Raw genomic sequence first — 14,544 nt, 5'->3', positions numbered from 1 at the left:
CCTGCGCAGTCAGGGAGTTCGATCTCCAACCTGCCCGGCAGACAGTCGGCAAGACCAAACAGGGAGGAAAATTTGGTATACGCGGTTACGTTTACAACTGTTTGGTGCTAGTCTTTGCCAATGGTTACTTCACTGCTCTCCACCGACGATCTCACACAGGCACGGGCGCTGCTCGAAGCTACCGGCCTGCAGTTCGAGACGCCCTATGACGACCTGGTAGGCATCTTCGAAGCCGGGCGCCTGGTCGCCGTCGGCGCCAGACAGGGGCGCACCCTGAAGATGCTGGCGGTGGCGCCGTCGCACCAGGGAGGGACCCTCCTGGACGAGGTGGTCACCGAGCTGGTCGGACGCGGCTACCAGGAGGGGGTCGACTCCTTCTTCGTCTTCACCTCGCCCGCCCTGGCGCCCAACTTCGAGACGCTCAATTTCAACCTCCTGGCCGCTTCGGGTAAGACCGCGCTTCTCGAGTACGGCGACGGGCTCAAGCGCTACCTCGCCCGCTTCACCCGCCTCATCCGGCCCGGCACCAACGGCGCCATCGTCGCCAACTGCAACCCCTTCACGCTCGGTCACCGCTACCTCGTGGAACAGGCGGCGGCCGCCGTCGACCAGCTGTTCCTCTTCGTGGTGCGCGAGGAGCGTTCCCTGTTCCCCTTCGGCGCCCGGCTGCGCATGGTGCAGGACGGCACCGCCGACCTCGCCAACGTCACCGTGGTCGATACTTCCTGGTACGCCGTTTCCAGTATCACCTTCCCCACCTATTTCCTGAAAGACGGCGACCCCGGCGGGGCCATCCAGATGGAGCTCGACCTGCTGCTCTTCGCGCAGCGGATCGCGCCGCATTTCCACGTGAAGACCCGCTTCGTCGGGAGCGAGCCCCTGTGCGGCACCACCGCCGCCTACAACGAGGCCATGCACCGGATACTTCCCCCGTTGGGGATCGAGGTGTGCGAGATAGAGAGAAAGAACGTTGACCAGCAACCGATCTCCGCGTCGCGGGTGCGCGAGATGCTCCTGCGCGGCGAGCTGGAGGGGATCGCGGAATTGGTGCCGGTGAGCACCCTGGACTTCCTCCTCTCCAGCGAGGGGATCAAGATCTGGGACAAGGGAGGAGCTAGATGAAGATCGTGAAGAAGGCGCAGGCCGGGACCATGCAGTCCAGCGACCTGATGGTGTTCCTGGAGCCGGCCGAGACGCTGAACGTGACCATAGAGTCGACGGTCCTGAAACAGTTCGGGGCGCTGATCCGGGCCAAGGTGGACGAGGTGCTGGCAAAGCACGGCGTCGACGCGGGAGAGGTGCGCATCACCGACCGCGGCGCGCTGGACTACGCCATCGAGGCGCGCCTGGAAACGGCGATCATGCGGGCGACGGAGGGGTAAATGGAAGGTCTCTGGTACAAGGAGTGCAGTAACGGCAGGCGTTTCATCATCAAGATCACGCCGGGGGAGAGCCTCTCCACCAGGCTTTTGCAGTTCGCGCACCTGACCGACGTGCGCTACGCCATGATCGTCTCGGCCCTGGGGAGCGTCAAGAACGTGCGCCTGAGGGGGATCAAGACCGGCGCCAAGCTTCCCATCACCACGCCGCGGGTCACCATCCACGACATCGAAGGACCCTGCGAGCTCTTGGGGCTGCAGGGGAACATCGTGCCGGGCGAGGACGACCTCCTCGACTGCCACTTCCACATCATCATGTCCAAGTCGTCGGGCGAAGTGGTGGGGGGGCACCTCTACGACGCCGAGGTCTTCGCCACCTGCGAAATCGTGCTCACCGAGCTGGACGTCTCCGGCGTCGAGCGCCACGTTTCCAAGGTCGGGGGGATCCCCACCATCTACATCGACGAGGAGGCGCCCTGATGGCCGGCTTCAAGCTGAGACGCTCCCTTTTGTACGTCCCGGGCAACATGCCCTCCATGCTCCAGAACATCCCCATCTTCAACTGCGACAGCGTCATCATCGACCTCGAGGACGCGGTGCCCCTCTCCGAGAAGGACGCGGCGCGCCACCTGGTCAAGCGCTTCCTCATGAACTACACCGACCGCAACAAGGAACTGCTGGTGCGCATCAACCCGCTCGACACCAAGTGGGGCTACGAGGACCTGAGGGTGGTGCTCCCCGCCATGCCCGACGGCATCCGGCTCCCCAAGGCGGACACCCCGGAGATCGTGGAGCGGCTGGATACGCTCTTGACCGAGTTCGAGGAGGAGCTGGAGGTGGAGATCGGCCGCTTCGGCATCCTCCCCTCGCTGGAGAGCGCGCTGGGCGTCATCAACGCAGTCGGCATCGCCAACAGCTCCGAGCGCATCTTCGCGCTCGCCTTCGGCGCCGAGGACTATACCGCCAGCATGGAGATCGAGAGAAGCCGCGGCGGCGAGGAGCTCTTCAACGCCCGCACCCGGGTACTCTGGGCCGCCAAGGCCAAGGGGATCCAGGCGGTGGACACCATCTTCGCCGACGTCTCCGACATGGAGGGGCTCAGGGCAGAGACCGAGCTCGCCAAGAGGCTCGGTTACACCGGCAAGTGCCTGGTCAACCCGCGCCAGATCGAGGTAGTGCACGACGTCTTCGCCCCCAAAGCACACGAGGTGGAGTACGCCCTGCAGGTCATCGAGGCGATCCAGCGGGCGCGCCAGCTCGGTACCGGCGTCATCGCCCTCGGGGGCAAGATGGTCGACGCCCCGGTGGTGAAGCGCGCCGCCCGCGTGTTGCGCACCGCCTACGCCCACGGCATGGTGGACACCCTGATCGACGAGGAGGCGATACATGGCGCTCAATAGCCTGGGACGGGAGATCCCGGAAAGCTACGCGGGAAAACCGCTCATCCCTTACGGCGACCCCTTCGCCATCCGGCCGCAGGGGAACGTGGCGGCGCGCCCCCTGAAGCGGGTGAACCCGGGTGAGAAGAAGCTCCTCTCATCGCTGAGGGAGGCGATCGAGGCGAGCGGGCTGAAGGACGGCATGACCATCGCCACCCACCACAGCCTCAGAAACGGCGATTTCCTTCTGAACCGGATCGTGGCGGAGATCGCCGCCATGGGGCTCAAGGGGATCTGGATCGCGTCGTCGTCGGTGCACCCGGTGCACGCCGAGATCATCCCGCACATAAAAAGCGGCGTCATTGCCGGCTTCCAGTGCGGCGTGAACGGCCTGATCGGGGAGATGGCCACCAAGGGTGAGATCGCCTGCCCCATCGTGGTGCGGACCCACGGCGGCCGGGCCCGCTCCGTCATCGAGGGGAGCGTGCACATCGACGTCGCCTTCATCGCGGCGCCCTGCTGCGACGAGTACGGCAACATGAACGGCTACTACGGCCCGTCGGCCTGCGGCTCCCTGGGCTACGCCCAGATCGACGCCACCTACGCCTCCTGCGTCGTCGCGGTCACCGACCACCTGGTCCCGTTCCCGGTGGTGCCGGTCAGCATCCCGCAGACCCTGGTGGATTACGTGGTGGTCGTGGACCGGCTCGGGGATCCCGCCAAGATCGTCTCCACCACCACCCGCGTCACCACCGATCCGGTCGGCCTGCAGATCGCGAGCTACGCCTCGCAGGTGATCGAAGCCTCGGGCCTTTTGCGTGACGGCTTCTCCTTCCAGACCGGCTCGGGCGGCATCTCGCTGGCCGTGGCCGAGAAGGTGCGTAACGCCATGCGCAAGGGCTCCATCAAGGGGAGCTTCGGCTGCGGCGGCATCACCGGCTACTTCGTGGAAATGCTGGAAGAGGGGCTCTTCTCGGCGCTCATGGACGTGCAGTGCTTCGACCAGGAGGCGGTGCTGTCGATCGGCAGAAACCGCGCCCACCAGGAGATCAGCGCGGACATGTACGCGAACCCCTTCAACGCCGGGGCCGTCGTGAACCGGCTCGACTGCGTCATCCTCGGGGCCACCGAGGTGGACACCTCCTTCAACGTCAACGTGAACACGGAGTCCAACGGCTACCTGCTGCACAACACCGGCGGGCACTCGGACACCGCGGCCGGCGCCAAGCTCTCCATCATCGTCGCCCCCTCGATCCGCGGGCGGCTCCCCATCGTCAGGGACCGCGTCACCACCATCACCACGCCGGGCGAGACCATCGGCGTCGTGGTCACCGAGCGCGGCATCGCCGTGAACGAGAAGCACGCCGAGCTGAAGGAAGAGCTGATCCGGAGGAAGCTCCCGGTGAAGGACATCTCCGAGTTGCAGCGTGAGATCTGCCGGGTCACCGGCACGCCGCGTCCCCTGGAGTTCGAAGACGAGGTGGTCGCGGTGGTCGAATACCGGGACGGGAGCATCATCGATGTCGTCAGACGCGTTAAGGAATAGTCTCCTCGCAGCGCGGGACCGGCGCCAGGAGCTTCTGGACGGGCTGTTCCCGACCCCTTTCCCGGCTACCGTCATGCTGTCTTTGAACCTGCCCGGTCCCGAGAAGAGCGGGGCGCGTGCCGAGCGGCTTTTCGCCTGGGGGGAGGAGGCGCTGCTCGCGGCCCTGAAGGTGACCCCGGCGCTGCGCGGCTCCGACGCCCTCGGGCCGTTCGCCATCTACCACACCCGGCTTCCGGCCACCCAGGTGAAGCGGCTGGGGATCGCGCTGGAAACGAGGCATCCGGCCGGGCGGCTCCTGGATCTCGACATCTACGACCACTCCGGCAAGCAGGTCGGGCGCGCCGAGCTCGACATCGCCCCCCGGAGCTGCCTGATCTGCTGCGAGCCCGCGCTCGCCTGCATTCACGCCAAGCGCCACAGCACCGAGGAACTGGTGCTGAAGACGAGGGCGGTGATCGATGCGCTCTGAACTGGCCCGGCTGGCGCTAAACCTGGTGCGCGGCGCCTTCCTGGAGCTCTACCTGACCCCCAAGCCGGGGCTCGTCGACCTGAACGATCCCGGCTCTCACCACGACCTCTCCCTGGACCGCATGGAAACTTCCCTGGCTGTCGTCTCCGGCTACCTTTGCCGCCTGGCGGAATCGCTCTCCCGTGGCGAGGATCTGGCGGCGCAGGTGCGCCTGGGGATTGAGGCCGAAAAGGCCATGCAGGAGCACGCCGGCACCAACTGCCACAAGGGGTACATCTTTCTGAGCGGGCTGCTGCTGACGGCGGCCGCCCGGACAGCCGGGGGAGGGGAGGCGGCACTGAGCGAGGCGGTGGCCGACATCGCGGGCCGTCTTTTCGACGGGACGCCGCAGGGGGAGAGTAACGGCAGCCGCGCCTGCACCAGCTACGGCGCCCGGGGCATCAGGGGGGAGGCCCTCGAGGGGCTTCCGGCGCTTTTCCGGGAGGCGCTCCCCGCTTACCGTCGCGAGCTCGCCGCCGGCAACAGGGGGAGCGCGGTGTACGCCATGCTGGGACGCCTGATGGCGACCGTCGAGGACACTACCGCGCTGCACCGCTGCGGCAGCGAAGGGCTGGCGACGGTGCAGGAGGACGGCCGGGCGCTGGAGCTGCTGGTCGAGCGGCGCGATGACTTCATGAGTTTTCTGTCCCGGCGCAACGAGCACTATGTGAGCCTCAACCTCACCATGGGAGGAGTGGCCGACCTCCTGGCCCTTTCGTTTGCCTGGCTTAGCCATACCGGCGAACTGGAGGCCGTCCCTCAGTAGCAGCACGGTTTGACAATGTAGCGTTAATGATCTTTAATTTCGCCTATGGCTCATTACACCCTGACCCATAGCGTAATCGCCCTCCTGTTTTTCCTTGGCAGCGCCGCACCCGCGGCAGCCGCTGCCGACCACCCCACAGCATCCGCATCGCTGCACCCTGCCGGCTCCGCTATCGCTTCCCCGACACCGGGCACGGGAGTGATGTCGCTGCCGCGTCCTCTCGTCTCCCGACGGGTGAACCACGATCCTCTCGATGAATCCGTGGATAACCAGCCAGAAGCCGCCTTTGCCCCCCTCCCCTTGCGGGAGGGGGTAGGGGGGTGGGGGAAGCTGCCATCACTGACTGAACTTGCCGCCGCTGAGTTCCCCTCGCAGCCGGACGATTTCCTGATCCTTCCCGACGGGGCGGCGGGATCGGGCGCGGGCGGGCCGGTCGTCGCCGGCGCCGACGTCCCTGCATCGACCTGGCGCTGGCGCAGGGCCGGAGTAGCGGATTACCTGGGCGTGGCGGTCCTCGGCGCGGGGGCCATTTTCGTGGAGAGCGCGTACGGTGACCCCGAGCCGAAGTGGAAGGGGACCAACGGCTTCGACGAGTCGGTGCGCGACGTCCTGCGCCTGCACTCGCGGGGCGCGCGGGAAGTGGCGCACCACGTGGGGGACGCGCTCATGTACGGCATGATCGCGGCACCGGTGATCGATTCCTTCGCGACCCTCGGAGTCCGCGACCGCGCCTGGGATACCCTGTGGCAGACGCAGATGGTGAACCTGGAGTCCTTCGCCTTCACCTCGTTCGTCTCGTCGCTGCTGCAGAACCTGGTGGCGCGCGAAAAGCCGTTCGTGCGCAACTGCCGCAACGGCGAGTGCGAGGGGGACCAGCCCAACCGGAGCATGCCCAGCGGGCACGTCGCCTTCGCCTTCACCGGCGCCGGGCTGGTCTGCAACCATCACGAGTACCAGTCGCTCTACCGCGATCCCGCCTCCGACCGGGCCGCCTGCTGGACCGGGCTGGGACTCGCCGCTGCCGACGGCGTCGCCCGCATCATGGCCGACCACCACTACGCCACCGACGTGATGGCGGGGGCCGCCATCGGCCTCTTTTCCGGTTTCCTGCTCCCCCGCCTGCTGCACTACGACCATCCCGCCAGGCCCGAACCAGAACAGCGGCGCAGCGGTTCCGTCATCAAGGGATTTTCCGTACGCCCGATGCTTTCCGCCGGCGGCGCAGGTGTCGCCTGCGACGTGAGGTACTAGCCATGGAAGCAACCACGAGGGAGGAACGCGCCAGGCATCCCTGGGAGCGGGCGCGCGCCGGGGCGTTGGCCGCCCTGCTGGGCACCACGCTCCACGAGGGGGTGAAGGTGCTCGGTGTCGGCTGCGGCGACGGCTATCTCTGCCGGACCGTGTTCGGCGGGCTCGCGCGCAAGGAGGTGGCGGCGGTCGACCCGGATCTGCCCGAGGCCCTGAACGAGCTGGGGCCCGAGCCCGGCATCAGCTACGGCCGTGAGCTTCCCCCGGGCCGGAACCGGTACGACCTCACCATCCTGCTGGACGTCCTGGAGCGGGTCGAGGACGACCGGGGGTATCTGAAGCGCCTGGTGCGGCAGCACGTCGCCGCAAAGGGGCGCGTCCTGGTCACCGTCCCGGCGTTTCAGGCTCTCTACAGCGGTCATGACTGGTTTCGTGGTCATTACCGGCGCTACCGGCTGAGGCAGGTGGAGCAGCTCGCCTGGAGCGCCGGTCTGGTCGTGGTCAGTTCCGGCTACCTGTTCGGCTCGTTGCTCATCCCGAGGTTCCTGGCATCCCGGCTCTACCACTGGGGCAGGGTGCGGGAGCGTGGGCGCTGGCGCGGCGGGCGCCTACTGGCCTGCGTGGTCGGCAGGATGCTGTCATGGGACAATGCCGTGATGATCGCGCTGGCCCGGGCAGGCATTCTGTTACCGGGAGCCACGGCGTGGGCCTTGTGCGAGAACCGGCGTGGCGGCAATTGACACATTGTTTTAATTTGACAGCGGGCTCTCCGATAACGTATACAGATTTAACAAAATTACCGGGGGTTACTTAGGCATGGTTGTTTCACCAGAACAAACAGCCGGTTCGGAGCCCACCACACCAAGGACGGAAACGTACATGCTGAATCTGAAACCGGAGGTCGTAGCCCAGCTCGAGCGCGTGCTCAGCTCTGTCGAAATGTTGCTCCCCAGGGCGGTGAAGGCCGTCAACTGGGCCACCTGCCCCGCCGCCAACTGGCGTCGTCATTCCTTTTCGGGATACCTGGAGGCGGTCAAGGTCACCGACCAGACCAGGCTGGACGACCTGCTGGGGTGCGAGAAGCAGAAAGAGATCATGGTGTACAACACGCGTCAGTTTCTGAAGGGGCTCCCGGCCAACAACGCGCTGCTGTGGGGTTCGCGCGGCACCGGCAAGTCCTCCATGGTTAAGGCGCTTCTCAACGAGTACGCCGCCGAGGGACTGCGCGTGATCCAGGTGGAGAAGGAAGACCTGATCTACCTCTCCGAGATCTTCAGCGCCGTCGAGGACCAGCCCTACCGCTTCATCCTTTTGTGCGACGACCTCACCTTCGAGATCGGCGAACTCTCCTACAAGATGCTCAAAAGCGCGCTGGACGGGTCGGTGTACTCCGCCCCGGAGAACGTGCTCATCTACGTCACCTCGAACCGACGCCACCTGCTGCCGCAGTACAACACCGACCTTTTGGGCGGCAAGTACGTGAACGGGGAGCTGCAGGAGAGCGAGGCGATGGAGGAAAAGGTCTCCCTTTCCGACCGTTTCGGCCTCTGGGTCGCCTTCCACGTCTTCACCCAGGACCGCTACCTCGATGCCGTGCGCCAGTGCGTCGAGCGCGAGGCGAAAAACCGCAACGTCAGCATCCCCTGGAGCAAAGAGCTCGAACTGGACGCGATCCAGTGGTCGCACGACAAGACCAAACGCTGCGGCCGTACCGCGATGCAATTTTCCAAACACTGGGTTGGGCGCTACCTGCTCAACCAGCCCTCCGCATAACTCAGGGCTTCCTCGCGAAAACCAAGACCGGCGTGCCCCCAGGCGGAGCACGCCGGTTTTTTTTCAGGCAGCGACCAGCCAATTTTCATGTGAAAGAAGACGCCCCGTTACTAAGTGATAAAATGTTTCCGTTTCGCCCTCCCAAAATCCTCCCGTAACTGCTGCTTATACAGGTATTACCTTGACAATTGCTGATCGAGCATATATATAGGAATTCGAATATATTTTGATTCGACATTTTGACTGTACCGGCAAGGAGGTTTTCCGGTGAATCACAGGTTTCTACCGCTCATCGCTCTGCTGGCCGCGTCGTTTGCGGCACCGGCCTTCGGCGAGGTGGTCACGCTGCCGGAGGCGGTCAAGCGCGCCCTGGAGAGTAACCACCTGCTCAAGGCGGCCTCGCTGGAGCGCGGCGCGGCGGAGCAGGACGTGGCCGCCAGCCGGAGCCGTTACCTCCCCCGTGTCGGTCTTGAGAGCGGGGCGGTTCTCTCCAACACGCCGAGCACGGTCTTCATGATGAAGCTGGACGAGGGACGCATCAACCCCGGCAAGGACTTCGCCGCCGGTACGCTCAACAACCCCTCGCCCCGGGGGGACTTCAAGAGCGCCGTGACGCTGGAGCAGCCGCTGCTCGACTTCGGCATCTCCACCGGGGTGGCCCTGGCCGGGAAAGGCTCCGAGGCCGCAGCGCTCTCCGAGGAAGCCAGGCGTGAGGAGATCGCCTTCCGCGTCTACCTGGCCTACCTGGGGGTGCGCAAGGCGCAGGCCTATCGCGAGGTGGCCGACCAGGCGCTGGTCAACGCGCGGGAGCACGACCGCCTGGCGGCGGTGCGCGAGAAGGACGGCATCGGCCTGAAGTCGGATCGCCTCCGCACGGCGACCTCGGTGGCCGAGGCGGAGCAGCGCGTGATCTCTGCGAAGAACGACCTGCTGATCGCGCGCCTGAGGCTCAACCTCGTGGTCGGCGGCGGCGAGGGAGAGCCGCTGGACGTGGCCGGGCTGCCCAGCCTGGCGGAGCCGGCGCAGGAGCAGGAACAGCTGATCGCCCTGGCCAGGCAGAACCGGGCGGACCTCAAGCTGGCCGAGACCTCGGTGCAGCGCGGCGAGCTGGCGGTCCGGCAGGCGAAGAATGCCTACCTTCCCACCCTGTATGCGCGGGGGAGCTACCAGATCAACGACCGCGACCTTCCCCTGGGTACCGACAAGGATTCCTGGACCGTGGGGGTGAACCTGCGCTGGGACCTCTTCGACGGCGGCAAGAGGTCCCACGACAAGGAGAAGGCGGAGCTGACTCGCAAGAGCGCGGCGGAACTGCTGGAAAACGAGCGCCGTGAAGTGGCGCTGCAGGTGACCGAGAGCGTGCTGCACCGCCAGGAGGCGCGCCTGAAGCTGGAGAGCGCGCAGTCCGCCGTGAGGGACGCCGAGGAGAGCCGGCGCCTGGTGGCGCTTCGCTTCGGCAACGGCCTCTCCTCGCTGGTCGAGGTGCTGGACGCCGAGACCGCGCTGACCCGGGCGCGCGCCAACCTGGTCGAGGTCGAGAACGGCTTTCAAGCCGCGACGGGAGAGATCTACTTCCGCGCCGGCGTCTTTACCAAGGAGGTTCTGCGATGAGAGCATACCGGGCGGCTGTTGTTGCCCTTTTCATAGCGAGCGGTTTGGGGTGCGGCAAGAAGGAGGGGCACGTCGCCGCTCCGGCGCCGCCGCCGGTGGTGCATGGCGCCACGGTAGTGACCCTCGCTGCGGAGGAACTGCCGGATCTCCAGGAGGCGGTCGGCACGGTGCGGGCGCGTAACAGCGCGCAGATCGCCGCCCGGATTCCCGGGAGCGTGAGCCGCGTCTTCGTCCGTGAAGGGGACCGGGTCGGGCGGGGCAAGCTTCTCGTCTCCATCGAGGCGGTGGAAAGCGGCGCGGCGGCAGCCGGCGCGGCGTCCGGCGTCGAGGAGGCGGCCCGTGCCCTTTCCGAGGCGCAGGCGCAGAAGAAGCTTGCCGACGTCACCTTCGACCGCTACTCCCGGCTCTTCGCGGAGCAGGCGGTGACCCGCCAGGAGTACGACACCAGGAAGACCGCGCAGGAAGTGGCGGCTGAAGGGGTGGCCAGGGCGCAGGCGCGCCTCGCCCAGGCACGGCACGGCGCCCAGGCGGCCGGTGCCGTCGCCGGTTACGGGAGGGTGGTCTCCCCGATTTCCGGCGTGGTGGTCGCCAAGCAGGTCGAGGCGGGCCAGACCGTCTTTCCGGGGACCCCGCTTTTGACCGTCGAGGGGGACGAAGGGTTCCGGCTGGAGGTCGCCGCCCCCGAGACGCTTCTGGGCAAGGTGAAGCCTGGTGACCAGATCGGCATAGCCGTCGAGGGCGCGCCGGAAACGGGGCGGGTTTCCGAGGTGGTGCCGGTGGTGGATCCCGCCACCCGCACCTTCACTGTCAAGGTCGATCTCCCCTCCAGGGGGCTTCGGTCCGGGAGCTACGGCAAGGCCTTATTCAAGACCGGCTCGCGCAAAGGGGTCGCCGTCCCGGCGGCGGCGGTGGTGCAGCGTTCCTCGCTCACCTCGGTGTGGGTGGTATCGCCCGAAGGTTTGGCCCGCCTGCGCCTGGTGAAGCCCGGTCGCGCCCAGGGGGGGCGCGTGGAGATCCTCTCCGGTCTCGCCCCCGGCGAGAAAGTGGTCACGGCAGGCCTCGACAAGATGGTGGACGGCGCCAAGGTGCAGTAGGCGGAGAACTTCATGAACAACCTCGGCTTCGCGGGGAAAATCGCCCGCGCTTTCATAGATTCCAAGCTGACGCCGCTCATCGTGGCGGCTTCGCTGCTGATCGGGCTCTACTCGGTCATCGCGACGCCGCGCGAGGAGGAGCCGCAGATCGTGGTCCCCATGGTGGACATCTACCTCCCCATGCCCGGTTCCTCCCCCAAGGAGGTCGAGGAGCGGGTGGTGACCACCTTCGAGAAGAAGATCTGGGAGATCAACGGGGTCGAGTACCTCTACTCCGCCAGCCGCCAGGGAATGGGCATCATCACGGTCCGCTTCCTCGTCGGCGAGAGCATGGAGGACTCCCTGGTCAAGCTCTACAACAAGGTGATGAGCAACCGCAACCTCCTCCCTCCGGGGGCGGGGGAGCCGCTGGTGGTCTCGAAGTCGATCGACGACGTCCCCATCGTATCGCTCACGCTCTGGTCCGACCGCTACGACCATAACGCCCTGCGCCGGGTGGCGCGCGAACTCTGCGACGACCTGCAAAAGGTCGAGAACGTCGCCCACTCCGAGATCAAGGGGGGGCTGTCGCGCGAGCTGAAGGTACGGCTCGACCCGGTCAGACTCTCCTCATACGGCCTGACCCCGCTCGCCGTGATGGGGGCGCTGGAGAAGGCGAACGTGTCGCAGCGCGCCGGGACCTTCGCCTCGGGGAACCGCGAGTACAGCCTGGAAGCGGGCGGCTTCATCGCCGACCCGGCCGATGCCGGGCGCCTGGTGGTGAGCGTGAAAGACGGTCGGCCGGTCTACCTCTCCGACGTCGCCACGGTGACCGACGGGGTCCAGGATCCCAAGGATTACGTCTTCTTCGGCCTGGGTCCGGCGGCGGCCCATAAAAACCTCAAAGGTGGCGCGGCGGACTACCCGGCGGTCACCATCGCCATCGCCAAGAGAAAGGGCGCCAACGCCACGTGGGTAGCCGAAGACCTCCTGAAGCGGGTCGAGTTCCAGAAGGGGAAACTGATCCCCTCGGAGATGCAGGTCACGGTCACCAGGAACTACGGCGAGACCGCCAAGGACAAGAACGACGAGCTGTTGTTCCATATGTTCCTCGCGGCCATCTCGGTCACCATCCTGATCGCGGTCTTCATGGGGTGGCGGGCCGGCGCGGTGGCGGCCATCGCCATTCCGGTGACGCTTGCGCTCACCATGTTCATCTTCAACCGGATCGGCTACACGCTGAACCGGATCACGCTGTTCGCCCTGATCTTCTCCATCGGCATCCTGGTGGACGACGCCATCGTGGTGGTGGAGAACATCCACCGCTACTTCACCACGACCAAGTTCAAGCCGCTGGAGGCGGCGGTCCGGGCGGTGGACGAGATCGGCAACCCGACCATGCTGGCCACCCTGGCGGTCATCGCTTCCATCCTCCCCATGGGCTTCGTGGGGGGGCTCATGGGGCCGTACATGCGTCCCATCCCGGTGGGCGCGTCCATGGCCATGGTGTTCTCGCTGCTGATCGCGCTCATCGTCACCCCCTACTTCGCCTACCGCTTCATGAAGGGTGAGTCCCACTACGGCACGGAAGCCCCTCCCGAAGAGACGTGGATGACCAGTTTTTACCGGCGCATGATGGGGCGGCTCCTGCACGACACCAGGGTACGCCACGGCTTCCTCGCCATGGTGGTGGTGCTGCTGCTCCTGTCCTGTTCGCTGATCTACTTCAAGGCCGTGACGGTCAAGATGCTCCCGTTCGACAACAAGAGCGAGCTGCAGCTGATCGTCGATGCCCCCGAGGGGACGACGCTTGAGGAGAACGCGCGCATGGTGGCCGAGCTCGGCGACGCGCTCAGGAAGGTACCGGAAGTGACCGACTTCCAGAGTTACGTCGGCACCAGCTCCCCCTTCAATTTCAACGGGCTGGTGCGCCACTACTACCTGCGCCAGGGGCCGAGCGTCGCCGAGATCCAGGTGAACCTGGAGAGCAAGGACGAAAGAAGCGCGCAATCGCACGACATCGCGAAACGGATCCGTCCGGCCCTGAAGGCGATCACCGACCGTTACGGCGCCCGCCTCAAGGTCGCCGAGATCCCCCCCGGCCCGCCGGTCCTGTCCACCCTGGTGGCCGAGGTCTACGGCCCCGACCAGCCAAGCCGCGTGGGTATCGCGAGGAAGATACGCGACATCTTCAAGCAGACCCCGGGCGTCGTCGACGTGGACTGGTACCAGGAGGACGACCATCCGACCCTGCGCTTCGAGGTGGATCGGGAGAAGGCGGCGCTCTCCGGCGTCGACGCGGCGCAGGTGGTGCAGACCCTGAAGCTCGCGGTGGGCGGAACCGACGTGGGGATCATGCACGTGCCGCAGGAGAAGGAGCCGGTGCGGATCAACCTGCGCCTGCCGGTCGGCTCCCGCAGCGACGTCTCCTCGCTCTCCTCCATCTACGTGGCCGGGAACAAAGGGAACGTGCCGCTCTCCGAACTGGTGCGCGTGGTACGCGGGGTGGAGGAAAAATCCCTCTACCGCAAGAACATGAAGAGCGTGGTCTATGTGATCGGGGACGTCGCCGGGGTGATTGAGGCGCCGGTCTACGCCATCCTCAAGATGCAGAAGGATATCGACAACATCCCGCTTCCGGGCGGCTACCATATCGAGCAGCGCGCGGCGACCCAGCCCTGGAGCGAGGAGCGCCCGGGGATCAAGTGGGACGGCGAATGGCACATCACCTACGAGGTGTTCCGTGACCTCGGGGCGGCCTTCGCCGCGGTGATGGTGCTCATCTACGTGCTGGTGGTCGCCTGGTTCCGCGACTTCACCACGCCGCTGGTGATCATGGCGCCCATCCCGCTCACCCTGATCGGCATCCTGCCGGGGCACGCCATCATGGGGGCTTTCTTCACGGCCACCAGTATGATAGGCTTCATCGCCCTGGCGGGAATCATCGTCAGGAACTCCATCATCCTGATCGATTTCGCGGAACTGCGACGCCGGGAGGGGATGGCGCTGGACGAGGCCATCATCGACGCCGGTGCGGTCCGCTTCCGTCCCATGCTGCTCACGGCCGCGGCCGTCGTGGTGGGGAGTTTCGTGATCCTGTTCGACCCGATCTTCCAGGGGCTCGCGCTGGCCATGATGTGCGGCGAGATCGCCTCCACCACGCTTTCCAGGATCACCATCCCGATCCTGTATTTCATGGTGCAGTCCTGGAAGGAGAAACATAAGAAGCAGGTTGAGGTTGAGGTGCCGTAACCTGCCTTT

General features: G+C 66.0%; 13 protein-coding genes. All 13 read left to right on the top strand.

Annotated features, from left to right (window positions below; translation table 11 throughout):
* Positions 1–120: 120 nt before the first annotated feature.
* The 13 genes from citC to KP004_RS18415 all read left to right on the top strand — a co-directional run bounded on the left by citC (position 121) and on the right by KP004_RS18415 (position 14,535).
* On the top strand, positions 121–1,122 hold the full coding sequence (gene citC, locus KP004_RS18475; RefSeq protein ID WP_216799871.1) for a [citrate (pro-3S)-lyase] ligase: 1,002 nt from the start codon (positions 121–123) through the stop codon (positions 1,120–1,122).
* Positions 1,119–1,382 (top strand): citrate lyase acyl carrier protein, encoded by a 264-nt coding sequence (gene citD / locus KP004_RS18470; protein ID WP_216508737.1) that lies wholly within the window; start codon positions 1,119–1,121, stop codon positions 1,380–1,382. Before citC ends, citD begins: the two co-directional genes overlap by 4 nt.
* On the top strand, positions 1,383–1,859 hold the full coding sequence (locus KP004_RS18465) for a PPC domain-containing DNA-binding protein (RefSeq protein WP_216799870.1): 477 nt from the start codon (positions 1,383–1,385) through the stop codon (positions 1,857–1,859).
* Entirely contained in the window at positions 1,859–2,779 is a 921-nt protein-coding gene (locus tag KP004_RS18460; RefSeq protein ID WP_216799869.1) for an HpcH/HpaI aldolase/citrate lyase family protein, read from the top strand. The genes KP004_RS18465 and KP004_RS18460 overlap by 1 nt, the downstream gene beginning before the upstream one ends.
* Complete coding sequence (gene citF, locus KP004_RS18455) at positions 2,766–4,304, top strand: citrate lyase subunit alpha (protein ID WP_216799868.1); 1,539 nt, start codon at positions 2,766–2,768, stop codon at positions 4,302–4,304. The genes KP004_RS18460 and citF overlap by 14 nt, the downstream gene beginning before the upstream one ends.
* Positions 4,279–4,773: a citrate lyase holo-[acyl-carrier protein] synthase gene (locus KP004_RS18450; RefSeq protein WP_216799867.1), complete on the top strand. Its 495-nt coding sequence runs from the start codon at positions 4,279–4,281 to the stop codon at positions 4,771–4,773. Before citF ends, KP004_RS18450 begins: the two co-directional genes overlap by 26 nt.
* A complete protein-coding gene (locus tag KP004_RS18445; protein ID WP_216799866.1) occupies positions 4,763–5,578 on the top strand; it encodes a triphosphoribosyl-dephospho-CoA synthase in 816 nt (271 codons plus the stop codon). The genes KP004_RS18450 and KP004_RS18445 overlap by 11 nt, the downstream gene beginning before the upstream one ends.
* Before the next feature lie 45 nt (positions 5,579–5,623).
* A complete protein-coding gene (locus KP004_RS18440) occupies positions 5,624–6,829 on the top strand; it encodes a phosphatase PAP2 family protein (protein ID WP_216799865.1) in 1,206 nt (401 codons plus the stop codon).
* Between the two features lie 2 nt (positions 6,830–6,831).
* Positions 6,832–7,566, top strand: a complete 735-nt coding sequence (locus tag KP004_RS18435) for a class I SAM-dependent methyltransferase (RefSeq protein ID WP_216799864.1) — start codon at positions 6,832–6,834, stop codon at positions 7,564–7,566.
* Between the two features lie 139 nt (positions 7,567–7,705).
* Entirely contained in the window at positions 7,706–8,599 is an 894-nt protein-coding gene (locus KP004_RS18430; protein ID WP_216799863.1) for an ATP-binding protein, read from the top strand.
* Between the two features lie 267 nt (positions 8,600–8,866).
* The gene (locus tag KP004_RS18425; protein WP_216799862.1) at positions 8,867–10,210 is read left to right on the top strand and encodes a TolC family protein; all 1,344 of its coding nucleotides are present in this window, start codon (positions 8,867–8,869) and stop codon (positions 10,208–10,210) included.
* Positions 10,207–11,304 (top strand): efflux RND transporter periplasmic adaptor subunit, encoded by a 1,098-nt coding sequence (locus KP004_RS18420; protein ID WP_216799861.1) that lies wholly within the window; start codon positions 10,207–10,209, stop codon positions 11,302–11,304. The genes KP004_RS18425 and KP004_RS18420 overlap by 4 nt, the downstream gene beginning before the upstream one ends.
* A 12-nt stretch (positions 11,305–11,316) precedes the next feature.
* On the top strand, positions 11,317–14,535 hold the full coding sequence (locus KP004_RS18415) for an efflux RND transporter permease subunit (protein ID WP_216799860.1): 3,219 nt from the start codon (positions 11,317–11,319) through the stop codon (positions 14,533–14,535).
* Positions 14,536–14,544 lie beyond the last annotated feature (9 nt).

The organism is Geomonas oryzisoli (genome assembly GCF_018986915.1).
GTDB lineage: Bacteria > Desulfobacterota > Desulfuromonadia > Geobacterales > Geobacteraceae > Geomonas > Geomonas oryzisoli.
The sequence above is the reverse complement of the archived record's forward strand: the minus strand, read 5'-3'. Positions and strand labels throughout refer to the sequence as shown.

Excerpts from the sequence above, each read along its gene's own strand:
- KP004_RS18420 (WP_216799861.1), top strand. The coding sequence starts at position 10,207 with ATGAGAGCATACCGGGCGGCTGTTGTTGCCCTTTTCATAGCGAGCGGT.
- KP004_RS18445 (WP_216799866.1), top strand. The coding sequence starts at position 4,763 with ATGCGCTCTGAACTGGCCCGGCTGGCGCTAAACCTGGTGCGCGGCGCC.
- KP004_RS18440 (WP_216799865.1), top strand. The coding sequence starts at position 5,624 with ATGGCTCATTACACCCTGACCCATAGCGTAATCGCCCTCCTGTTTTTC.
- citD (WP_216508737.1), top strand. The coding sequence starts at position 1,119 with ATGAAGATCGTGAAGAAGGCGCAGGCCGGGACCATGCAGTCCAGCGAC.
- citC (WP_216799871.1), top strand. The coding sequence starts at position 121 with ATGGTTACTTCACTGCTCTCCACCGACGATCTCACACAGGCACGGGCG.
- KP004_RS18460 (WP_216799869.1), top strand. The coding sequence starts at position 1,859 with ATGGCCGGCTTCAAGCTGAGACGCTCCCTTTTGTACGTCCCGGGCAAC.
- KP004_RS18435 (WP_216799864.1), top strand. The coding sequence starts at position 6,832 with ATGGAAGCAACCACGAGGGAGGAACGCGCCAGGCATCCCTGGGAGCGG.
- citF (WP_216799868.1), top strand. The coding sequence starts at position 2,766 with ATGGCGCTCAATAGCCTGGGACGGGAGATCCCGGAAAGCTACGCGGGA.
- KP004_RS18450 (WP_216799867.1), top strand. The coding sequence starts at position 4,279 with ATGTCGTCAGACGCGTTAAGGAATAGTCTCCTCGCAGCGCGGGACCGG.
- KP004_RS18465 (WP_216799870.1), top strand. The coding sequence starts at position 1,383 with ATGGAAGGTCTCTGGTACAAGGAGTGCAGTAACGGCAGGCGTTTCATC.
- KP004_RS18415 (WP_216799860.1), top strand. The coding sequence starts at position 11,317 with ATGAACAACCTCGGCTTCGCGGGGAAAATCGCCCGCGCTTTCATAGAT.
- KP004_RS18430 (WP_216799863.1), top strand. The coding sequence starts at position 7,706 with ATGCTGAATCTGAAACCGGAGGTCGTAGCCCAGCTCGAGCGCGTGCTC.